Annotated in this window: 9 protein-coding genes; 4 read left to right on the top strand and 5 right to left on the bottom strand. The window is 66.3% G+C overall.

The window, feature by feature from the left end:
• Positions 1–2: 2 nt before the first annotated feature.
• A complete protein-coding gene (locus ABH926_RS42715) occupies positions 3–1208 on the top strand; it encodes an MFS transporter (RefSeq protein ID WP_370372264.1) in 1206 nt (401 codons plus the stop codon).
• A 605-nt stretch (positions 1209–1813) separates the two neighbouring features.
• Here the strand turns inward: ABH926_RS42715 and ABH926_RS42710 are convergent.
• Together ABH926_RS42710 and ABH926_RS42705 are read right to left on the bottom strand one after the other, a co-directional pair.
• Positions 1814–2821 carry an alpha/beta hydrolase gene (locus ABH926_RS42710; protein WP_370372262.1) on the bottom strand — a complete coding sequence of 336 codons (1008 nt, stop codon included), beginning with the start codon at positions 2819–2821 and terminating at the stop codon, positions 1814–1816.
• 19 nt (positions 2822–2840) lie between these two features.
• Positions 2841–5678: a helix-turn-helix transcriptional regulator gene (locus tag ABH926_RS42705; protein WP_370372260.1), complete on the bottom strand. Its 2838-nt coding sequence runs from the start codon at positions 5676–5678 to the stop codon at positions 2841–2843.
• Positions 5679–5915: 237 nt separating this feature from the next.
• Between ABH926_RS42705 and ABH926_RS42700 the strand changes: the two genes are divergently transcribed.
• Positions 5916–8225, top strand: coding sequence for a helix-turn-helix domain-containing protein (locus ABH926_RS42700; protein ID WP_370372258.1), 2310 nt, complete (start codon positions 5916–5918; stop codon positions 8223–8225).
• Positions 8226–8447: 222 nt separating this feature from the next.
• On the opposite strand, the gene ABH926_RS42695 is transcribed toward ABH926_RS42700, so the two are convergent.
• The 3 genes from ABH926_RS42695 to ABH926_RS42685 form a co-directional block, all read right to left on the bottom strand.
• The gene (locus tag ABH926_RS42695) at positions 8448–8672 is read right to left on the bottom strand and encodes a transposase (RefSeq protein ID WP_370372384.1); all 225 of its coding nucleotides are present in this window, start codon (positions 8670–8672) and stop codon (positions 8448–8450) included.
• Positions 8673–8736: 64 nt separating this feature from the next.
• On the bottom strand, positions 8737–9819 hold the full coding sequence (locus ABH926_RS42690; RefSeq protein ID WP_370372256.1) for an integrase core domain-containing protein: 1083 nt from the start codon (positions 9817–9819) through the stop codon (positions 8737–8739).
• 346 nt (positions 9820–10165) lie between these two features.
• The gene (locus tag ABH926_RS42685) at positions 10166–15937 is read right to left on the bottom strand and encodes a carbohydrate binding domain-containing protein (protein WP_370372254.1); all 5772 of its coding nucleotides are present in this window, start codon (positions 15935–15937) and stop codon (positions 10166–10168) included.
• Between the two features lies 1 nt (position 15938).
• On the opposite strand from ABH926_RS42685, the gene ABH926_RS42680 reads away from it, so the two are divergent.
• Together ABH926_RS42680 and ABH926_RS42675 are read left to right on the top strand one after the other, a co-directional pair.
• Complete coding sequence (locus ABH926_RS42680; RefSeq protein ID WP_370372253.1) at positions 15939–16388, top strand: hypothetical protein; 450 nt, start codon at positions 15939–15941, stop codon at positions 16386–16388.
• A 222-nt stretch (positions 16389–16610) separates the two neighbouring features.
• Complete coding sequence (locus ABH926_RS42675) at positions 16611–24173, top strand: DddA-like double-stranded DNA deaminase toxin (RefSeq protein ID WP_370372383.1); 7563 nt, start codon at positions 16611–16613, stop codon at positions 24171–24173.
• Positions 24174–24217: the final 44 nt, after the last annotated feature.

The following is a 24217-nucleotide window of genomic DNA, read 5'->3' as shown; positions in this document are numbered from 1 at the left end:
TCATGACGGACGTGATCGCCCAGCGGGATCATTCCGAGCGGACCGCCGGCGAGCCCGCGGGTCGACCCGCTTCCTTGATCCCGGTTCCGCTCATGCGGGGCATCAGTTTCCTGTCTTTCTATGATCGGTTCGCCACACCACCCATGCTCGTGCTTCTCACCAGAGCGGAAGGGGTCTCGCTCAATAGCACCGTGCAACTGGTGACTGTATACGTGCTCATGTACGCCCTCGGACAACCGATCTGGGGATTGCTCGGGGACCGCCTCGGCCGCTTGAAGGTGCTGCGCGTGGCGTTGGTCGGCGCCTTGATCGGGAGCCTGGCCAGCATCATCGCTCCGAGCTTCGGCGCGCTGCTGGTTGCCAGGGCGGTGACCGGGTTCTTCATCGGCTCGTTGTTCCCGAACATGCTGACCGTCGTCGGCGACTCCTACGCCGGCGCCGCTCGGGCCCGCGAGATTTCCGGCCTGCAGACCTTCACCGCCCTGGGCACCACGGTGGCCATGCTGGCGGCGGGCGGGCTCGCCGTCTGGCTGAACTGGCGAGTGGTCTTCGGGGTGACCGTGGCCGGAACCGCGGTCTTCCTGCTGGCTCTGCGGCCGGTGAAACCGCCGGGGGCCAAGGAAACGGTGCGCCACGAAGTGCGCAGTGCATTCACCGCCTGGCCGATCTGGACATACCTGCTTGGTGTGCTGGAGGGCGCGATCCTGCTCGGTATTCTCACCTACATCGTGCCCGCCTTGGAACGCGACGGTCTGTCGACGGCGGTGGCCGGCGCAGTCGGCGCCACCTACGGGATCGGCGTCATCGGCGGCGCGTTCCTGGCGCGGCTGGCCGTGGCGGGCATCGGCCGGACCGGCATGATCGCGATCGGCTCGGCCACACTGTTCACGGCGTTCCTTATCGCGGCCCTCTCGCAGAGCGTGGGGGCGCTGGTGGTCACCGCCATCCTCATCGGGACCTCGAACGCCTTCCTGCATTCCTCGCTCCAGGGCTGGGCCACGGACGTCGCACCGGCCGCGCGGGCCACAGCTGTCTCCTTCTTCGTGGCCTCCGCCTTCCTGGGCAGCTCGGCCGCGACCGGCCTCACCGGCTCGATGACGGAGCACGGCTACCAGCCGATCTTCGAGGGAACATGCGTCTCCACGGTGCTGCTCGGCGGCCTCGCGGTGGGCAGCCACGCACTCTGGTCCCGGTACCACGCCCAGTGAGATCGGCTCGGCCCAGATTGTCCCTGCGGATGACATCATCCATGCTGGCCGGGACTTCATTCGGCATCGGTGTGCGGGCGTCCGCGACGAGCGTGGCCAGCAGGTCGGTGACGTTGCCCGCGAGCTTCTCACCGACCGCCGCACCGTCGGTGCGTGCACCGGCGGTGAGTAAACGCAACATCGGAGCGAGAACCGCCGCCACGCCGCCTTCCGGACGGATCGCGGTCGCAGTCACCATCTTGATGTCGCTGTCGCGCATGTTCACCATTCGTTTGGGCAGCTGGAACACGGTCGTGCGGAACCGCTCGGGGTTCGCCGCGCTGAACGGGCCTTGTCGTGAACGACGAGATCACCGGGGCCGACGACCGTGTCGCCGTGGACCAGGACGACGGCGGGGGTGGGGTGGGCTCACCATAGGAACCACGTGCAGCGACCAGCGATTGATTGACACTTGCGTTCATGGCGCTGGAGTCACAACGGCAGCGGAGGCGACGCACCGGTCGCTTGACTGGTGCCCTTGACCGTCATGTAGTCGGGAGTTGGCAGGCGGACGGACAGACGGGAAAAGGGGTGGACCAGTAAGCAGTGCCAGGGCGCCGTGCGAATCAGCGCGAGCTGTGCAGGACTCCGCGCAGGAAATCGCCGCCCTGCCGGATCGCCGTCTGGGTCGGCGGACTGTCACGCAAGGCAGACAGGGACACAAAATCGTGGACCGTGCCAAGAAAACGCAGGGCAGTCGCCGGAACGCCCGCATGCCGCAGCCGCCGCGCGTAATGCTCACCTTCGTCGCGAGTGACGTCGGCCTCCGCGGTGATGATCAGAGTCCGCGGAAGACCCTCGAGGTCCTCGCGAGTAGCGCACCGCGGCGACGCGATGGGATCAGCTTGCTGACGCGGGTCCGCGATGTACTCCTCCCAGTACCACCTCAAAGCGTCGCGGGTCAGCAGGTGTCCGGTGGCGAACTCCCGCTGCGAAGTGCTGTCGCACCGAGCGTCCAAAACGGGGTAGTAGAGCAGCTGTCCGCTGATCCGCGGACCGCCGCGCCGACGCGCGAGCATGGTCATGGCGGTGGCAATCGTGGCACCGGCGCAGTCGCCGGCGAGCGCCAGCCGATCTGTGTCCACGTCGAGCTTGTCGGCCTCCTGGACCACCCAGGTCATCGTCGCGTAGCACTCTTCGATCGCGGTCGGGTAGCGGGCTTCAGGCGTCCGCGTGTACTCCGGCATCACCACCGCCGCACCGGCGGCGATGGCCAGTTCGGCCGCGAGGTAGGCGTGAGTCTGGGCGTCGCCGAGCATCCACCGGCCGCCGTGGACGTAGAGGATCACCGGGAGCTTGCCGATCAGTCCCCTGGGCCGGAGCGTGGTGAACCCGACCAGGTCCGATTCCACGACCGCGACCCGGAAGGCTACGGCGACGTCGAAGTCCTCGAATCTGTCACCTTGGGCTTCCAGCAGGGCTTCGCGGCCGTCGACCGGTCCCAGTTCGTGCAGATACGGAGGATCGGCGGACGCGTCGATGAGGCGCTGCACCGCCGAATCCATGACCACCGCTGACCGGCGGTCCGACGGCGGATCCTCCGGTTCCGGGTCCGGCTGCACTTCCGGCTTCATTCATCCCATCTTAGTCGTGTCACGTTTCCTGGAGGACGTCGCGGAGCTGGTGCCTTCTGCTGATCCCGAGCTTGGGATACACCTGGTACAGGTGGGATCCGATGGTTCTCGGCGACAGGAAGAGCTGCTCGCCGATCTCGCGGTTCGTCAGGCCACTGGCGGCGAGCCGGACGATCTGCCGCTGTTGCGCGGTCAGATCGTTCAGGGCGTCCGCAGAGCTCGGTGCCACGACGACACCGCTGGCCCGCAGCTCACTCAGAGCCTGCCCGGCAAGGAGATCGGCGCCGAGCCTGACCGCGGACTCTGCGACGATGGTCAGCTGTGCGCGCGCTTCTTTCGCGCGGCGCTGCCGCCGCAGCCACATCGCGTAGTTCAGGCGCGCCTGGGTGCGCTCTAACGGCCACTGGTCGGCGGCAGGATTGGCGACGGCCAACCGGAAATGGTGCTCGGCCTGCTCCCCGCCCTCGATCAACGCCGCGGCGTGGTGCATCAACAGCGTCATGCGGGTCGAGGGCCGGGCGCCTTGCTGTCTGCGGACCGCGGCCAGAACCGGTACGAGGTCCTCCTGGCGGCCGGTCCGCTGCCCGGCGGTGGCGAGCTCCGCGATCGACCTGGCGGACAGGAAGAAGTGCAGCGGTTCGCCATCCCCGTCGAACAGTTCCCGCAGGTGGCGGAAGGCGCTCTCGTGGTCGCCCGTGGCCGTGGCGTGCAAGCCGCGGGCCCGCAGCCTCAGCGCGTCGGTGGCACGGTTCTCGTCGAGGCTGACGCCGTGCCAGAGCGGACCGGTCAGCACAATCTCCGGCTCGCTGTGACCGCGCAGCGCGCGGACGGTCACCTTCAGGGCTTGCAGGTCCAGCTCGACGTGCGTCATCTTGCGGACGGCGGCGAGGGCGGCGCCCTCGTCGATGAGCTCCTCTGCCTCAGCCCATCGGCCGGTGTCCAACAGCGCGCCGGCCAGCAGAGTGAAGAGGATGGCCGGGGCGAGGAAGCCGCGGGCGCGCAACCCGGCGATCACCTGACGGAGCACGTCCACGCACACGTCTGACTCGTCGGCCAGGTAGGCCAGCGACCCGACGGCGTTCATGCGGGCGGTGTCGGCGACGCCGTTGAGCCCGGGGATCGGCCGCTCCTTCAGGTAGGCCCGGAGCTGCAGGTGCCTCTGTCCTCCGGGCTCGGCGACCGTCCTGGTGAGGGCTAGGTGGACATCGACGGCCTCTTCCTTGGCGAGCACGGGGTAGAGCGCTGTCCGCTCCGGGCCCGCGTCGGCTTCGGTGTGCTCGACCTGCACAGCCTCAGCCACCTGAATCGCCTGCGCCACCTGATCCCGCATCTGCCGCAGCGCGTGCCGATGTTCCGGGAGACCCGACTTGTGGACCACTCCAGTGGCGACCGCGAGTAATGCGTAGATGGTCCGGGCACTGCGCGGGGGTTTGTTCGTCATGACGTCGAACAGCAACTCGAAGGCCTCACGCTGGAAGGAGAACTGCGAGAGCGCCCACGCCGCCCCACACGCCGCGGGGCCCAGGAGTTCGGGGTCCTCGTTGACCGCGAGGAAGTCGGCGTACAACTCGCGCACCCAGGAGGGGTCACCGAAATCGTTCGCCGCGGTGATGGCCTTGGACAGTCGCCGTGCCCGGTCCTTGTCGCACGGGCTCAGGCGGGCGGCCTCCTCCAGCGCACGTACGGTCGCAAACAGCCCGCCTTGTTGCTGGGCGAGGCCGGCGCTCTCCTCCAGGGCGGCGGCGACCGACTCGTCCGGACCGATGCTCGCCCCGGCCAGGTGCCAGGCCCGGCGGGACGGCTCCGTGTGGAGCCTCAGGGCCAGGTCCCGATGCGACTGGTGCCGCTGCTGGGCCGATGCTTGGTGGACCACGGCCGCGCGGACCAGGGAATGGCGGAAGACGACGCGTCCGCCGACGACGGTGACGAGGCCCACGGCCTCGGCCGGAGACCAGACAGCCAGGTCGGCGCTCCCTAGAGCCGCCATGATGACCGCGAGGTCCTCGCGCTCGGACGCCACAGCCGCGTACAGCAGCGCGCGTTGCGTGTCCTTGGGAAGGCCGTCGAGTCCGGCGGCGAACAGATGCCGGATCCGGGACGACGGCGACACCACGCCGTCCGGAGTCGTTTGCCTGCCGGCGCGCATCGCTCGGCACAGCTCGATGACCGCCAGGGGATTCCCTTCGGCCTGCCGCAGAAGGTCCATCCGGGCGCGTCCCGAAGGCGACCAGGGCTGCGCGTCAAGCAGGGTCGCCGCAGCGTGTTCCGACAGCGGCCCGAGGGACAGCACGGACAGATCGGTTGGAAGTCCGGGAGGGAGCTGTTCGCCGCGCGCCGCGAACAGCACCGACATCGCTTCGTCCGCGAGCCGACGGGTCGCGAAGAACAGGATGTCCAGGGAATCGCGGTCGAAGTGCTGGAGGTCGTCGATGATCAGTAGCACCGGGGTTCGCCGTGCGAGTCCGCTGAGCAGTTTGTGGACTGCGACCCGCAGCTCCATCGGGTCCAGCGGTCGTACCGGGGCGAGGCCGAACACCGAGTGGAGTGTCTCCCGGAGATGGCCCGGCCAGGTTTCGTCCACGGTGTCCAACACCGGGAACAGCAACTGGTGCAGCGAGGCGAAGGGCTGGCGGGACTCGATCTCGTCGCCTTGGGCCGCCAGCACCCGGATCCCGCGCCGGCGGGCCTGCTCGGCGGCCAGGCCGAGCAGCCGGCTCTTCCCCGCGCCGCACTCGCCGACTATCAGCAGCGACCCCGGGTGGGAACTTTCGGCCGTGACCAGCTCCATAACCCGGTCCACCGCCCGCTCCCGTCCGATCAGGGCGTTGGCGGCGCTGTCCCCAGCACCCGATGTCATGTTCATCCTCCCGTACCCAGCCTGAACCCTCAGCCACGACGAGTCGGTCACCGACCTGGCCCGCGCAGACCGACAGACCGGCTGGGGCGATCGGCAGGAGCGTCGGCTGCCGTCCCGACGATCCCATCACGCCGAGCCCGGGTGGACCATGCAGAAGAACAGGCAGAAGTGGTACCTGTGTAAGGATGAGATGCAGCTCAGGGGATTCCGTGACCATAAAGAACAGGCGGAGGTGCGGTGGAGGACGGAAGCGGGACGCGGTTCGGTCGGACGCTGCGGGAACTGCGCCGGGCTCACGGCTTGACGCTGGAGGAGCTGGCCGAGGCGTCAGGCGTCTCGGTACGCGCGATCAGCGACATGGAGCGAGGGCGGAGTCTGCGTCCGCAACGTGGCACGGTCACCGCGCTGGTGCAGGGCCTGAAGCTCGATGAAGCAGCACATTCCGCGCTGTTGGCAGCCGCGCGTGCCAGCCGTCCGGAGGTGAAGCCTTCGGCTTCGCTCATGGCGTCGCCGTACACGTTGCCCAGGGGGGTCCGGGACTTCGTCGGGCGGCAGGCGGAACTCGCCGTGCTTCGTGCGCTCGCACAACAGCCTGCCGAGGACGGCACGCCGCCGGTCGCGGTCGTGTTCGGCGCGCCAGGAAGCGGCAAGACCACACTCGCGGTCCGCTTTGCCGAAGAGCTCGCGCCGCGCCTCGCGGACAAGGCGTTCCTGCTGGACATGCAGGGCCTGGACGAGCAGCCGCTGTCGGCGCAGGAGGCGATGCTGCGCTTGCTCGGTGCCTGGGGCGCGGCGGAAATCGAAGTGGCGCAGCGGAGCGCCGAGGAACGTCTCGCGCGCTACCACGCGATGGCAGCCGGATTCCAAGGGATCCTGGTCCTGGACAATGCCGGCAGCGAATCCCAAGTCAGGTCCCTGCTGCCGCGCACGGGTCGCTTGCTGGTAGTGGTGACCAGTCGTCGCACCCTCGCCGGGCTGGAGGGTGTGCAGCGTGTCGAGCTGGGTTCGCTGGCGCAGCGGGAGTCCGCCTCTTTGCTGCGTGCCGTCGTCGGATCCGCGCGCGTGGACGCCGAGCCGGACGCCGCGCAAGTGGTCGCCGAGTTGTGCGGGCATCTGCCGTTGGCTATTCGCGTGGCCGCGAACTGGGCGGCCACGCGCACGAACTGGACCCTGCAACGCCTCGCGACCCGGCTCGCCGACGAGGATCGCCGGCTTGACGCGCTCAGCGCCGGCGACCTGCGGGTCAATGCGGCGTTCTCGCTGTCGTACTCGCGGCTCGCCCCAGCCGCGGCACGACTGTTTCGACTGCTGTCCCTGGTGCCGGGACCGGACTTCAGCATGCCGCTGGCGGCAGTGCTCGGTGAGACGTCGCTGCCCGAAACTGAGGACGTCTTGGAGGAACTCCTGGAGGCGGGGCTGCTGACCACCTATCGCGAGGACCGGTACCGCTTCCACGACCTGCTGCGCCTCTACGCCAGAGCTCAGCACCGCTCGGAGGATGACGAGCAGTACTCCGTCGCCGCGGGTTCCCGTCTGCGTACTTGGCTGCTTAACACCGTCATCGCCGCCGGTCACCGGTACGAACCGGAGGACAGCGCGCCGCTGCCAGACCTCGGCGGCCTGGTCATCCTGGAGGACCGCGAGCAGGCGCTGCGCTGGATCAAGGCGGAGAGCGACAACTGGCTGGCGGCTTTCCGCAGCGCGTGCGAGAGCGGCGACCACACCATGGTCAACGCCGTCGGAATAGCCGCGAGCGCGTTCCCCGACAACTGGTTGTCCTGGGGCCATTGGGCCGAGATCTTCGTATACGCAGCCCAAGCCGCGGCGGAGCTGGGCGAAGCCGCGCTGGAGGCCCGCCATCGAAACCAACTCGCGTGGGTCTACTGGGAATGCGAACGCCGCCACGACGATGCGCTCAAGGCCGCCACAGACGCGCTCCGCATCGCTACCGCCGCCGACAGCTCCATTCAACAGGCACGGGCATATCTCCGACTCAGCGTCCTGCAGTCCGCAGTGGGCGACGCTGCATCCGCCGCCGAGAACTGCCGCCTAGCCCGGGAATACTTCGCCCAGGCCGGTGAGACCAGAAGATACCTCCAGGCCTCCAACGTGAGCATCATGCTGCTGCACAGGGCCGGTCGCCAACGCGAAGCCATCGACACCTACGAAGAGGTCGCCGCCGCTCTCGCCGATCCCCGCAATGACGACCGCATACCGCCCGACGCCCGGGAGATCACAGCCCTGACCGCCCGCTACCACGTGTCGATCGTCCACCTCAATCTCGGAGACTGGGCGGAAGCGGCCGATGCGCTCCGCGACTCCGGCAAGCATCTCGACGCCCGCGGCTACCACCGAATTGCGGCCAAGGCGCACCTGCACCGCGCCCACGCGCTCGCCCACCTGGGCGACGACGCCGAGGCCGCCGCCGAGTACCGCAATGTACTGGCACTGGCGGACCGCATCCCCGCCGAGATACTGGAAGAGGCCCGCTCAAGCCTCGTCGCCCTCGCCGCCGATCAGCTGACGCCGCCGACCCAGTTCTCCTGACGGCGGCGAGTGCTGCCAGGCAAGCGACGAGGTGTGGGCGGCCCGCATCCGAGGGTGGATACCGTGTGGATCCGGGCCGCTGAGTGAGCTTTGGGGAGAACCGGCACCACGTTGCCGCCCGCTTGGCTTGCCGGGTGCTCAGCTATCCGGGAGCAGAGCGGAGCGCAGGGTACGCACAGCCAGGTCAATGGGAGACTCTGTCGGGAATCTTGAGCCGCAAGGTCATTTTCCTTGGCGCCACCAGAGCGGGCGGGGTGGGTCGTGGGCGTCGAGGTGCTGCTGGAACGCCGTGGGTGGCCGGGGCCGGTAGTCGGAGTCGGCGGGTTCTTGCTGGCTGAGCCGTTCGATGTTGACGGCGATTGCGGTCAGGACGTGTTGGACGTGTGTCTTTGCGAGGCCGTGGTAGCGGCAGTGGCGGGCTCGGTGGCCGCATGTGAACTCGGCGATGGTGCCCTGGGCCTGGAGCGAACCTGTGGGGCTCGGAAATACGAATCAGGAGTTGACCTGTGGTTCAGGCGGCGATCTGGTACTCATGGGTGAGTCCGCCGAGGATGGGTTTCCGGCGGATCCGATAGTCCGCCAGGTTGACCGGCGCGGGCGGCCCGGTTTCGGCTTGGGCTGGCGTGAGCTGCCTGAGTGCGCGGTGCGGTCTGGCCTCGTTCCGGTGTGTCAGGTAGCTGGTCAGGGTCCGGCGTAGGTGCTCTTCGTTGATGATCAGTATCCGGTCGAGCAGTTCGCGGCGTAGCTCCCCGATGATCCTTTCGCAGATCGCGTTCGCCCTCGGTGCCCGGGGCGGACTCTTCAGGATCTGGATTCCCTCATCGGCGAACACCGCGTCGAATCCGTCCGTGAACTTGGTGTCGCGATCCCGAATCAGGAACTTGAACTTCTTGTCGCGCTCGGCCAGATCCATCAGGACGTTGCGGGCAGCCTGAGCCGTCCACTCCCCGGTCGGATGGGCAGTCACCCCTGCCAGGTGCGCGCGGCGGGTCCCGTGCTCGATGAGGATCAGGGCGTATAGGCGTTTCAGACCGATCGTGTCCACATGCACGAAGTCGATCGCGAGAATACCGTTGGCCTGCGTGGTAAGGAACTGCTTCCACGTCGGACCCGAACGCCGCGGCGCCGGATCGATCCCGGCCGCGTGCAGTATCTCCCACACCGTCGAGGATGCGATCTGGTGGCCGAGCTTGACCAGCTCACCCTGAATACGGCGATGACCCCATATCGGATTGTCCTTCGCCATCGTCAGCACGAGCTTCTTCACCGCCGCGGCCGTCGGTGGCCTGCCGGGTCTCCGCCGGGCGCTGTAATCCCACTTGCGAGCGACGAGGCGGCGATGCCAGACCAGCAGTGTCGCTGGACTGACCGGGAACACCTCGGCCCACCGCCGGCGCGGGATCAGCGAGGACAGAACCGCGAACCAGAACCGGTCGGCCGGCTCGTAACGGACCCTGACGATCTGGCGACGAAGCACCACGTTCTCGTGCCGGAGAACGAGCAGTTCGGCGTCCTTGGACACCTCACGGCGGAGCAACACCGCCACGGATCCCAGCACACGCCGCGTGACGCGGTACACCATCGACAGCAACATCCCGCCAGGATCCCAACCCAACGGTCAGAATCGGGAAACACCAAGCTCACAGGCACATTCGTATTCCCGAGCCCCACAGGTTGCTGGAGGCGAAAACCCGTCTGATCGCGGATCAACCAGCGTGGCCACGGTCGGTGTCGGGCCAATGCATATCTGGTCAAGCTTCGGCGTTGGGCCCTGAGCATCGATCGGAGAGCGACCGGGCTTGAACTCGGTAACGGGCTTCGGTCTGCTTTCACCGGCAGCCCTGGGTCTTTGCGAACGATCAGCCGGGAGTGAATGCGCGAAGGGCGCTGCCGATACGGCAGCGCCCTTCGGTTGGTTCGGCCGCTATTGCGGCTCCCGGTCAGTTCTTGGTCAGGGTGAAGTCGTCGCAGGCTGAGGTGCCTGCCGTGGATCGGTAGCAGTAGATGTCGACGGTGGTGTTGGTGGGGCCGGTGGTGAATTGGCTGCTGAGTTGGGTCCAGGTGGTGGCGGTGGTGGTGTTGCCGGTGTCGTCGTTGGGGTCGGCGTCGTAGTTCTTGGTGCCGATGTTGGTCACGCCGCCGTCGGTGCGGATCCAGCCACTCAGGGTGTAGGTGGTGTTTGGTGTCAGGCCGCCCACGATTTGTTCGATGGATCCGTTGCCGCCGGTGGGTGCGTTGATCTGCCCGGCGTAGGTGCCGCCGTGCGGGTTGGTGGTGGTGATTCCGGAGTTGTAGGACACGCTCCAGCCGGACAGGTCACCAGACTCAAAGTTGCCGTTGGCCACGGTTGCCGGGGTTTGGGCGAGGCTGAAGTCGTCGCAGGCTGAGGTGCCTGCTGTGGATCGGTAGCAGTAGATGTCGACGCTGGTGTTGGTGGGTCCGGTGGTGAACTGGCTGGTGAGTTGGGTCCAGCCGGTGTTGGTGGTTGTGGCGCCGGTGTCGTCGCCGGGGTCGGCGTCGTAGTCCTTGGTGCCGAGGATGGTGGAGCCTCCGTCGGTGCGGATCCAGCCGGTGAGTGTGTAGGAGGTGTTGGGGATCAGCCCTGTGACGACCTGCTCGATGGATCCGTTGCCGCCGGTGGGTGCGTTGATCTGTCCGGCGTAGGTGCCGCCGTGGGGGTTGGTGGTGGTGATGCCGGAGTTGTATGCGGCGCTCCAGCCGGCCAGGTTCCCGGTCTCGAAGTCGGGGTTGGCCACGGCCCCTGCCGCCGGCGTGACCATCAGGGTGAAGTCGTCACACGCGGAGGTGCCTGCTGTGGATCGGTAGCAGTAGATGTCGACGCTGGTGTTGGTGGGTCCGGTGGTGAATTGGCTGGTGAGCAGGGTCCAGGCGGTGGCGGTTGTGGTGTTGCCGGTGTCGTCGTTGGGGTCTGCGTCGTAGTTCTTGGTGCCGATGTTGGTTACGCCGCCGTCGGTGCGGATCCAGCCGCTCAGGGTGTAGGAGGTGTTGGGTTTCAGACCATTGACGACCTGCTCGATGGATCCGCTGCCACCGGTCGGCGCGTTGATCTGTCCGGCGTAGGTGCCGCCGTGCGGGTTGGTGGTGGTGATCCCCGAGTTGTAGGACGCGGTCCAGCCGGACAGGGTTCCTGTTTCAAAGTCGCCGTTGGCGACCGGTGGGCTACTGAGAATGGTTACTGGGCGGGTAGCGGTGGCGACGGCGCCGTTGGAGTCGGTCACCGTAGCCTTCACTTCATAGGTGCCTACCACGGTGTATGTGTGCGATGCGGTTGGGCCGGACTGCGGTCCGGCAACAGTCCCGTCACCGAAGTCGAACGTGTAAGACGTGATCGCCGCGGTGCCGGGAAGCGACCCAGAGGCGTCGGCAGTGACTGGCTGATTCACTGCGGAAGAGTTGTTGGTACCCGAAACACTGCTCAAGACGAGTGAATCACTCGGACCGGTGCCGTGAACCGGCTGCAGCTGCAGGTAGTCGAGCCCGATGCCATATCCGGTGGACCTCGAATCCTTGCCGATCGACGTGAAGACGAACGAGTGCCTTCCTGCGGTCAGATGTATCTTCCCCCAGTAGGGCGTGCCATATCCGGTGGATCCGTAGGCGTTGAACGTGTTCGGCATGACAGTCGAGTCCACGGTCAGCTGGTCGATGCCGTAGGCACTGTTGGTGATCATGCCGGTCCAGACGATGTAGTCACCGTCGTAGGGGACGTAGTAGTCGACGCCGTAGTGGTCGCCCACAGCCTGCCCGGCCAACTGGTACGCCGAGCCGTCGTAGTACTGGGGGCTGGTGATAATCGACGTGCTCTGAGTCGCCTGCTCCTGGGTAGCCGTGGCCATGCCCGCGCCCAGGGTGGTTTGCGTGCCCACGGCGCTGGCTGGCGTGAACCACTGCTGGGCGCCGCGCGGGCTCGAAGCAGTGTCCACACAATCGAAGAGCTGTGCGTGCTGGCCGTTGTTGGCGAGGGCGTCCAAGCACCGCCCCGATGCCGGGTTATAAAGGTTGAATGCGCCGTGTTGTCCGTCGGAAGCGCGCAGGATCCAGTGTTCGGCCGCGGACGGCAGAGCGCCCGCAACGGGGCATGTGGCCATGATAATCGGGTCACCGGCCATGGTGGCGCCGATGTCTCCGGGGGACGGACCCACTTCGACGCAGCTGGCGGTATTGCCGCTGAAGCGGATCGTGCCGTCGGAGAAGACGTTCCAGTTCTGGTTGACCAGCCCATTGCATTGCCACAACTGGACGTAGTTTCCAGGGCTGGGATCGCCGTTGTTGAGATCCAGGCAAAGAGTGTCCCACGCGCCGGACTCGAAGACGCCGCTGGTGGTGCTTATGCCAGCTCCGTTGACCTGAGTGATTCCGTTCGTGGCTGTCCATGCAGTTTGGGAGGTGTCCCAATCGCCGTGGGCGGAGGTGACAGGTCCCGTGCTGGAGCCGGGCAGGATCTTGAGCTGGCCGTCGGGCTGAACCGCGGCCAGCGCGGCGGGGCCGTCCTGGGTCAGGGAACCGGTCAGCTGCCCGGAGGAGTTCGGTTTGAAGTTGGGGTTGCCGGCCGAGGTCAGCGTGCCATAGGCGGTCACGGGATAGGAACCGGGGAAGGTGGTCCGGTTGGCGACGTTGCCCAGGCTGGTCGGATCCTCGACGTTCGAGGCGTTGAGCTTGTTCTGGTACTGATACAGAGTGCCGGTGCCCTGATCGCGCACCCACAGGTCTGGCAGCCCGCCGTTCGGATCGCTGACGGCCATGAGGTCCTTGTCGAGCCAGGAACCGTCACCGGATATCAGGATCGGGTTGGAGAGTTGTCCCAGACCGGGCCCCGGCGAGAACATCCACAGATTCCCGCCATGGTTGCCGTCGTCTTCAACCGTGAAGAAGTTCGTGCGACCGGCGAATGTCCCGACCCTGTTTCCCGCGGCGTTTCCGAAGGCGAGGATCGATTTGACGCCGGACCAGTCGGGTGCGTATCCGATGCAGAAGTTGTTCGCCGCCGCCGGAGTGCAGACCGGGCGTTGGATGACGACTTTCTGGTTCGCGGCGAACTGATCGGAGTTCATCACGCCGCCGAAGACGTTCTTGTTCAGGTAGTAGTACATGCCGTGCGTGATCGTGTTATAGGCGAACAGATCGTCGACGGCGGTGCCTCGGAGTGCTCCGCGGTGCGTGATCAGAGTGTTGGCCCACGAAGCGCCGTCGGGGGCGTCAGCCGCCGGGGCGGCTTCGGTGATCTTCGAATACGTGGCGGAGCCGGCGTTCGGGTCGGAGTTGCCGGGGTACGTCACCAAGTGCTCAGGGTTGGTGGCACTGGTCGGCTGGGCCGGGTTCACAGGCTGCGCCGCCACGACGTCCGGTACGCCGTTGCCGGTCACGTTGCCCAGGGTGGCCACTGCGGCGGGGTTACCGGGCAGGTAGAAGTCGTACTGCCTGAACTGCGACTGGTTGCCGGCCTTGTCGACGGCGCGCACCCACAGTGTGTTCGTGCCGAAGGTCGTCATGCCTTGCGGGACGGGTATCGTCGCGATCGCGCCGTTGCCCGCCAGGGCGGTGCCGGTGACGGTGGCGGCCACCGAGCCGCCGCCCGCGGAGGTGTCACCGACCTTGGACGAGTCGCCGTTCAGAACGTAGTCGAAGTGATCGATGTTCACCCCGGTGGTGGTCCCGGTGATCTGGAATCCCGCGCTGTCTGCCATGGTGGCGTACATGTTCGGCAGGGACGGTTTACCCAGCTGCGGGAAGTCGGGGGCGTTCACCGTCGGCGGGTCGGGCGCGTTGAAAGCGACCCTGAAGAAGCACTCTTGTGTGGAGCCGGCGACGTTAGAGTTCAGGTATCCGGAGTCGAATGCGTCCTGCGCGTAGGGCTCGAAGCTGTACAGGTGTCCTTCTTGCAGTTGCCCGGCGTTCTGCGTCAGAGTCGCGCCCGTGGTTGGGAAGCCTACGGCGTGTCCGGGCACGGAGTTGACGTTTCCGTAGTAGTTCGTCTGGCCGGGGCCGGGAATGAAGTAGTTGTTGTTGAGGTCGTGGTCGATGAACCAGTAGTTGGTCTGGATCGGTCGGTTGCCGTCTATGTCGGTGAACTGCGCGCCGAGGGTAACCTGGTTGCCGATGTTCTTCTGGAGGTATCCCGCGTTCTGTTGCAGCGCACCGGCGGTGTCCTGATCTCCGCAGCCCGCGGAACTGGTCAGGGCCGGAGTCGTGGAGAGCTGGGTGATGTATGGGGCCGAGACATACGTGATGTTCAGCCTCGCATCATATGCCCCCGGATTGTTGTTATCGTGTGCGTAGAACGACCAGTAAGGATTGTTCGAGGCTTCGGTGGCGATGCGGACGCCGAGGGCGGCGCGATGGGTGTTTCCCTCGTTGAAGGCGTTGGTGTACACCGTCTTCACGTCTGCGGTGTCATCGATCGACATCTGGCCGGGCTCACCACAGGCGTTGGGCCCAACCTGGCCGAGAAGTTTTGCCTTGGGTCCGTAGGCGCCGCTTGAAGTGGGGCCGTCGGAATTCCAGGTCGGCGCGCTGCCGAACGCGTTGGTCCGGTAGACGTCGAAAAGCGGGATGGCCGGGCAGCCGGTGGATCCTTTGGCGGTCACCGTGAAGGTGGCTTCGGTGATGTTGGTGGAATTCTCTTCGGCGTAGTCGCCTGTGTTCTGGCCTAGGCCGTTGTCGATGCCTTGCAGAGTGTCATAGACGTCGAAGGAGAACAGAGCGCGTATCGCGCCTCCGATGCCGGCATCCCAGCCGGCCCGGACGAAACTCCCGTTGGCATCTATGCCCTGATTGCTCGGGCCGCCGTCGTAAAATGACAGACCCGCTTGAGTACCGCCGCGGATCTCCGCGAAGTCGCTCTGGCTCGCGTTGATGGCCGGGTCGATGATCACGGGGTACACCGTGGTCGGACCAGTCAGGATCGCGGCGTCCGGGACCATGGTGGCGGTGTTACCTGAAAGGGTCACCGGGATTGTCGCGGTCTTGGCGTCGTCGGTCGGTCCGTCCAGCGGGTTCTGTGACGTCAGCGTGCCCGCGACGGATGCCGCCGTCGCGTTGAGGACGGCCGGTAGAGGCGGCGCGGGCGTCGAGTCCCACATCAGCGGAGTGGCGCCCTTGAACACCACCTGACCGTCGGCATCGACGCCGACCAGGGCGCCGGAGGAGTCGGTCCTGATCGTCACCCCCGTGCCGGACACGCCGAACCGCAGCTTGGCGAGTGCCGGGTTGGCGGCTGCCTTGGCGTCGTGCACGATGAGGACCTCGCTGATGCCCTCGGCGGCCGCCGTAACCTTCAGGTCCACTCCCGGCAGGACGCCCGGGTAGGTGGCGTCGCTGCCGGCCAGTTGGGGTGTCGGCAGCGGGCCGAGGGGCCAAGTGATCGTGAACGTCTTGCCGCCGATCTCCACCGATGCCAGCGGGCCGGCTCCGCCTGCGGACACCGTGATGTGGTCGACCGCTGATGTGGGACGGATAAGGCCGTCGCGTCCCTTCGCGAGAGTCGTGTCAATGGCCTGCCACGTGTTGCCGACCTTCGCCCGTTGCGGCGTGACGGACTCGCTCGCTGTGAACGTGCCGTCGGGATTGGCCTGCGTGGTGGCGTGTTCGGTGGTCAGCTCCGGTACGGGTACTGGCTTGCCGGTCTTCTTCGCCTGAGCCGATGCGGCGAGTCGGGCCGTGTTCTGTGCCGCGACCACCGGGTCGATCTTCACCGTGCTCACGGTCGATGTGGGTTTGTCCGGTGGCGGGGTGGGAGTGTGGGTGATGGGAGGAAGAGCTGGCGGCGTCGGCTGCTTCGCCGACGACGCGGCCTTCGTGGCTCCGCTTTTTGCGGAGGAGGAATCCTGGGCGAAAGCCGCACTGCTGAAAGCAGTGCCCAGCAATGCCGCGACGGAGAGCGTCGCGATCCGTTGCCTGACACGTCTCCTCTTTTTTCGGGTGGTTCTCCCTTGCTGCGGTTCACGCGTGTCGGCCAGATCGGCTCTGCGTGTGCTCCTGGCTTCCGGTGTTGATCTCACCTTGATGTCCCTCCCCGGCCACTATGACAACCACTTAACTTTGATGATCGCGGGCGGGCGTGAACGTTACCGGCAGCCAGACTCGGCGCACAAGGCCCTGGTCACAGACATGCGGGGGCCAGCAATGCAGCCTGACGTGATGTAGGTCACATGAATGTCAACCCCTGGGCCGTGTGGGTTCCGGGCCTGTGGGTATCGGGCTAAGTTAGCATTCTGTAATCAAGTAGTTGTCATTAGCGGGAAATCTGTCGCTCACGGGTTCTAGTGGCGAATGCTCGACGGCTGATACTGTTCCCGCGCTCACTTCGTGATCATCGTGGGGCATTCCCGGCTGTGCCGGCTGCCTGGGTGGGGGTTCATCGTGGGGATGCTCAAAACCGGCGTGGGGCGGGGCGGTCGCCGTGCTCGCACATCGGTCCGCCTGACCGCGGCCGTCACGGCTTCCTTGGTCACGCTCGGCGTCATATCGGCGGCCTGGGCCGCCGCGCCGGCCTCGGCGTCCGCGCCGCAGCCCAAGGTCGCCGCCAAGTACCACGGCAAGGCGATGCACCTCGATACCCCCGAGCCGGGCGCGCCGTGGAAGCCGTCGCCGATGAAGGCCCCCGCGCAGGGCAAGCCAATCGCGATCACAGCGACCACGTTTCCGGCGGCGGGCACTGCCGATGTCACGTTGGCGCCGGAAGCTGCGACGCACGCGAATGCGGCCTCTGGCAACGTCCAGGCCTCCGGATCCGCTCAGACCTCGATGGTGAAAGCCGGCGGTCTGCCGGTGTTCGTCGGCTCGGCGTCGGAGGCCGCCGCGGCGGGTGCGGCGCAGGAGAAGAACACGCTGACCACGGCCGCTTCGGCGCCGACGAAGGTCACCGTGACCGTTGCTGGCCACGCGGCGGCAAGCGCCGCAGGCGTCACCGGCGCCATCGTCTCGGTGGCTCGGGCCGATGGCAAGACGGTGTCCGGCAGGGCCACGGTCGGGATCGACTACTCATCGTTCGCGCAGGCCTTCGGCGGTGACCTGCCCGACCGGCTGAAGCTGGTGTCGCTGCCGGCGTGCGCGCTGACCACTCCGAAGGTCGCGGCGTGCGACAAGCAGACGCCTGTCACCTACACCAACGATGTCGCGGCGAAGAAGCTCACCGCCACGGTCACCATTCCGGGGGCGGCCCAGGCCCCGAGCGGATCCGCGGCGGCGAGTGCGGCCACGGCGGGAGCGCCGCGCCTGGTGCTGGCGGCGACCAGCGCACCGTCCGGTCCGACCGGTGACTACACGGCGACGTCGCTGTCTAGTTCGGCTACCTGGGGCACCAGTGGCGATACCGGTTCGTTCACGTATTCGTACCCGATCACGGTTCCCCAGGCCCTCGGCGGGGCCGCGCCCGACGTCGCTCTCGGTTACGACTCCGGATCCGTGGACGGCAAGACGGCGATCGAGAACTCCCAGACCTCTTGGGTCGGTGAGGGCTGGGATTACAGCCCGGGGTACATCGAGCGGACCTACACGCCGTGTGCGAAGGCGAAGCCGGCTGCGTTCGCGACCGGTGACAACTGCTTCGTCCGCGACGCGAGCGGGAACCTGCTGCCCTCGCTGACGATGTCTTTCGGCACCCACGGCGGCCAGCTGGTCCCCACCGACGGCACCGATCAGCACTTCGTGCTGCCCACCGACGACGGCACCCAGATCGACCAAATGACGGGGATCGCCAACGGCTCCGCGACGGGGGAGTTCTACCGGGTTCACATGCCGGACGGGTCGACGGCCTACTTCGGTGCCGGGATGCTTCCGGCGGATGCGGGCGGTTCGAACAGCACCGGCGTGGAGACCGGATCGGCGTGGACCGAGCCGGTATTCAACGACCCCAGCCGGTCAGGCGTGTGTCTGGACCCGACGAAGGTCACCGATCCCACGGCCGCCACTTCCAATTGCATGCAGGTGTGGCGGTGGAACTTGGACTTCGTGATCGATCCCAACGGGAACGTCACGATGTACGACTACGCCCCGGAGAGCAACTACTACGGTCGCGGCACGGCGAACAAGCCCACCTGGTATGACCGCGGCGGTGTGCTGTCCGAGATCGACTACGGCTGGCAGGCTGCCGACGTCGTGGCTTCGTCCACCCGCCACGCTGCGGCCAAGGTCACCTTCACTTCCGCGAACCGTTGTGTCGACCCGAACACTGACGGCGGGTATCACCTCAATGATCCGGTGACCCACCAGACGAACGGTGCCGGACCGGCCGGCTGTGGTGCGACGCCTTTCGAGCAGTACTCGGCGAGCATGATGGACACCCCGATCGACCAGGGCTGTCCGCAGTCCGCCACCACTTGTGAGCTGACGTCGCCGACGTTCTGGTCCACGCGTCGCCTGGCCGGGATCACCACTGCGGTGTCGGTCAACGGGACGTACCAGAACGTCGACCACTGGGACTTGTTCGACCAGTTCCACACGCTTGACACTCCGCTGTCTCCGCTGTGGTTGGCGGCGATCCGCCGGTGTGCGGCCTCGGCCGTCGGATCCAATGGGGTCTGTCCCCAGGCCGTGAACGGAACGGCCAACCAGGCGAGCCTTCCGGACGTGCAGTTCGCGCCGGCTTCCATGGCACAGCGGGTGCCAGGCGTTACCGGCGCCAATGTTCCGACGAATCTGCCGGTGTACGACCGTGAACGGATCTCGGGCATCTCCGGTGAGCGCGGCTCGACAACCGTGGTCAACTACGACGTGCCGTCCAGCTATAGTCCGCTCGCCTGTACTGCGCCACCGTCCGGCCCCGCGGACTGGCACAACACCCAGCTGTGCTTCCCGGAGTATTGGACCGCACCAAATACGGCCGGGCCGTTCACCGACTGGTTCAACAAGTACGTCGTCACGTCAGTCATCGAGCAGGACAACGCTCACGCCGCGAACGTGAACGCATCGGTCGTCTCCACCAGTTACACCTATAACGGTGGTGCGGCCTGGCACTCCAATGACTCGGAGCTGCTGTTCGATCCCAACTCCAGGACCTACGACCAGTGGCGTGGGTTCTCGTCGGTGACCAAGACCATCGGATCGGGGAGTGATTCGCCGACGAAGACCATCACCTATTACTTGCGTGGGATGGATCAGGACCCGGACAAGGCTGCTGCCACAGCTGGCGCATGTGATGCCACGGGGCTGACCCAGAAGGCTGACTGCACCCCGATTTCGTGGATCGAGCCGTTGTCGGGCGCGACGATCACCGACGACAACGCTCTTGCCGGTCGCGCCTGGAAGACCGAGACGTACAACGGAAGCTCGGCCACGACGGCGTACTCGACAACAGTCGACATTCCGTGGATTTCACCGCCTGTGGCAGAGCACCTGAGGACGAAGCCGCTGCCCGCTCTGCGGTCCAGGCAGCTCGGAACTGCTCAGGACATCACGTCGGAGCCGCTGGCCAGCGGGCACAACCGCATTACCGAGACCGACAACTGGTACGGCAGACCTGGCGGCCGCCTGATCTACAGCAGCATCTTGGCACCGCGCCTGGACACTGGCGGGCCGGTGCCGGGTGACACCTCGCCGCAACTGTGTGCGGAAACCGACTATGCCACCGGCAAGGACGCTCTCGGCAACGTCGAGTCGTGGATGGTCGCCTATCCGAGCGCCGTGACCACCCGAGACGCGCCGTGTCTTTATTCGGCCCCGGCCTACAACACTTATGCGGCGCCATCACAGCTCAATCCGGGAGCCGTGGTGGACGCGACGGCCACCGTGTATGACGGGGCCTCCGGCACGGTGACCAAGGGCAATGTCACTGAGACGGATGTCCAGTCCGGGACATCCGCGGTTCCGGGCCCGATGGTCATGCAGAGCCAGAAGCAGTACGACGGCTACGGCCGGGTCATCAAGTCGGTGGCCGGGGTCAGTGCGTCCACGACGGCGACGACCACCACGGTCTACAACCCCGCCACGCAGGAACTTCCGACCTCGATCGATGTCGCCGGCCCTGACGCAGCGGGCAACCCCAACTGGCACACCGTCACGACCTATGACCCGACGCGGATGCTGCCGCAGATCGTTACCGACATCAACGGTCGCAAAACCTTCACCACCCACGACGCGCTCGGACGGACCAGTGCTGTCTGGCTTCCCGGGCGAACGACGAGCACCACGTATCCGCCGCAGATCCCGGCGAACGTGAAGTACTCCTACACCATCAACGGGTACATCCCCGGCAGCGCATCCACCGTTCCGCCGTCGTTCACGGAAACGGACACGCTGCGCGAGGACGGCAACACCTACTCCAGCACCACCACACTCACCGACTCCCTCGGCCGGGTGCGGCAGGTGCAGACCACGCCGACGTCCGATGACAACGGCCGGGTCATATCCGACACCGTCTACGACACGCTGGGCCGGGTCAGCACCGTCACCGGCCCGGACTACGACCCCACGTCCTCGCCGTCGGGCAGCATGTGGGTCCCGTCATCGCCGTCGGCCCCGTCGACGCAGGTCCAGACCTTGTACGACGGCCTCGGGCGCACGACGGATGTGGTCACGCAGGCGCATGCCTCCGAGTTGTGGCGTACCAGCTACAAGTACTACGGCGTCGACGCGGTGGAGACGATTCCGCCGGCCGGCGGCGTCCACACCTCGGTGTTGCACGACGCGCGGGGCGGGCAGATCGCGCTGTACACCTACCACCCGGGTGCGGTGTTCACCGACAGCCAGGCAGCACAGATCGACCCTACAAAGATCGACACGGTGCTCTACGGCTATGACGACGCCGGCCGGCTCAGCCGCGTGGACCAGGTCGTCGACGCCACCCACTCCAACACTTGGAACTACGGCTACGACCTGCAAGGACGTCGCATCGCTGGGCACGATCCCGATGCCGGCAATTCGACGTACGGGTATGACGTCATCGGCGACCTGACCGACGTCACCGGGGCGCAGCTGTCTGCTGACGGGACGACGCCGCAGTCGCTGCACTACACCTATGACGCGCTCGGACGCCGCACCGCTGAGTACAACGGGCTGGGCACGGCCGCGGTGCAGAGCACGAACACTCTCGCCTCCTGGTCCTATGACAGCGCTCCCGCGCTGAACTCGACGCAGGTTGCGGCCAACCCGGGCTCGGACACCTACGGGAACCTGGGTCGGCCGGCCGGATCGATCCGCTACAGCAGTGATCACCAGCAGTACACCGAGAGCGTTGCCGGCTACGACGCGCTCGGCGAGCCGCTGTCGACCACCGTCGGCATTCCGACCGGTGACGGCAACGGCCCGCTCGCCGGCTCCTATACCACGGTCAACCACTACACCGCACTCGGTCAGCTGTCCTCCACGGACCTGCCGACCGGGGGAGACCTACAGCCTGACACCATCGGATTCGGTTACGATCACAATGGTCTGATGTACGGGGTCACGGACTCCTACGGCGACCTGGTCACCGACTCGGCGTACTCCACGTTCGGTGAGATCCAGCGCAGGATTCTGGGCGACTACCCCAACACCGTCGTCCAGGACACCGTTCGCGACGATCCGACGCACCGCGTTTCCAACACGACGATCTCTCAGTTGTCGTGGAACGCTCCGATCGACACGACGGCGTATACGTACAACCCGGCCGGACAGATCACATCGACGGTCGACATCCAGGGCACCAGCGCGTCGTTGGGCAACAACGGCGTCGTCTCGACCACGCAGGCCACAGACGCGGAGTGCTTCCACTACGACTACGCCGACCGCATGGATGCCGCCTGGAGCGACACCGGCAAGGTCGACGGCACAGTCTTCGGCAGCCTCACCACCACCGCGCCCGGCGCGGGGACGATCAACCCCTATTCGACGCCCGCTCCCGGCGGAATCGGCGGCTGTGAGAACGTCGCACCAACCAGCGGCACCACCGCGAGGTGGCAGATCGGCGGCCCGGCACCGTACGGGCAGGTCTTCTCCTACGACGCACCCACCGGCAACCGCACCACCGAGACCGACTACAACGCCGGCGGCACCGTCGCCGAGACCAGCAACTACCACTACAACGCGCCGGGCACGAACCAGCCGCACGTCCTGAACAGCGTCGGCCACACCGTCGGCACCACGACGACGACCGACTCCTATCAGTACGACGCGGCCGGCAACACCATCGGCCGTGACCTGGCAGGGAAGCCCGCGCAAACCCTGGCCTGGGACCCAGAGGGCGCCCTGGCCACCGACATCGACCACTCCGGCGCCGCGGCCGGCTTCGTGAACGACGCCGACGGCAACCAACTCATCCGCCGCGACACCACCACGACCACGCTGTATCTGGGCTCGACCGAGCTGCATCTCAACCTGTCCAGCAACCAGGTGACCGGCCAGCGGCGCTTCAGCTACGACGGCGCACCGACCATCACCGAGACCGGCGGCGCCTCGCCGAAGATCAGCTACGAAGCCGGCACCCCGCAGGGCACCGCGCAGACCGTCATCGACGCCTCGCCGAACACCGCCGACCAGGCCCTGACCGCCCGCCGCGACTACACCCCCTTCAGCACCCCCCGCGGCACCGGCCAGTCAGGCGTCTTCGGCACCTTCGCCGACGACCACACCTTCCTCGGCGACAGCACAGACATCGACACCGGCCTGGTGGACATCGGGGCCCGCAAATACGACCCCACCATCGGCCGCTTCGTCAGCGCCGACCCGCTCCTGGATCTGAACCAGCCGAGCACGATCAACGGTTACACCTACGCCGGGGCCGACCCTGTCAACGCTACTGACCCAACCGGCCTTGACGGCTGCGCGCCAGACTTCGCCAACAGCTTCGTCGGGGCTACAAAGGTCCTGATGGGCGACGGCACCTCGAAGCCGATCAGCCAGGTGAAGGTCGGCGACAAGGTCGCCTCGGCTGTGCCCGGCGGCAGCGGCACCCAGGTCCACACGGTGACGGAGCTGCACATCACAGACACCGACCGGGACTTCACGACGCTGACGATCAAGTCGGGCAAGTCTGTCGGGAAGCTGACAGGGACGTCGCACCACATCTTTTACGACCTGACAGCCAAGGCCTGGGTTCCCGCCGGCGACCTGAAGCCAGGCGACGTGCTCCAGACGCCGGACGGCACTGCCGTGGTGCTGGCCGTCAGCAACTTCACCCAGTCTGTCCGTACGTACAACCTCACCATTGACGGACTCCACACCTACTTCGTCGAAGCAGGCGACATCCCGACCCTGGTTCACAACTGCAACGACGACGGCCCGATCGAATACGGCGGCGGGGACGACGCCGGTGGCGGTGGTGGCGGCGGCGGTGGAGGCGACGGGGGAGACTCGTCGAGTGAGTCGTCCAACAGCGGCGACAAATCCGGCGACGACAGCGTCCAGCCGGTCAGCGGCGACGACGGTGACGACGGCACGTCGGCGACTGAACCGTGGCGCCAGTCGAAGTCAAAGTCGGGTGGAACGAGCGGCTCCGACGATGGACGCAGCGGAAGCTCCGACGGGCAGCGCAGCGCGGTATCCGGTGACAACGGATCCGGCAACGATGAAAATCCCCACGAGGTGACGCCTGAGGGCATCGAGAAGATCAGAAAGACTATTGAAACGCTCAGGGCAAGGGGAGATAAGCCCACAACCGGTGTTCCGCTGGACAAAGACGGTGATCAAATCGGTCCGGAGCGTCGTAGTAAAATGGACGCCATGTCTCGATACATCAGCCGTATTCTCCGCACGTTGATGGGCCGCGACAATGGTGATGTGGCTTCGGCAGAGCATGCTGAGCCGAAGATCGCAGTGTGGATGAACCAGGATAAAATCAAGTACGCCCATGTCGCGATAGATCAAAAGTATGTATGCGGTGGTGATGGTCCGGACGCACTTGGCTGCAGGGATATTATTCCACAGATTTTGAACAAAGGCCGCACGATGACTATATGGTACATTGACGGGAATGGACAACTTCAAAGGACGCCTCCACTGGAGGGGAGAAGATAGGTTCCATGAGTGTATGATGGCCGCTGGCCCTGGAACATTGGCGA

This window comes from Catenulispora sp. GP43 (assembly GCF_041260665.1).
GTDB lineage: Bacteria > Actinomycetota > Actinomycetes > Streptomycetales > Catenulisporaceae > Catenulispora.
This window is presented reverse-complemented; position numbering and strand designations above follow the sequence as displayed.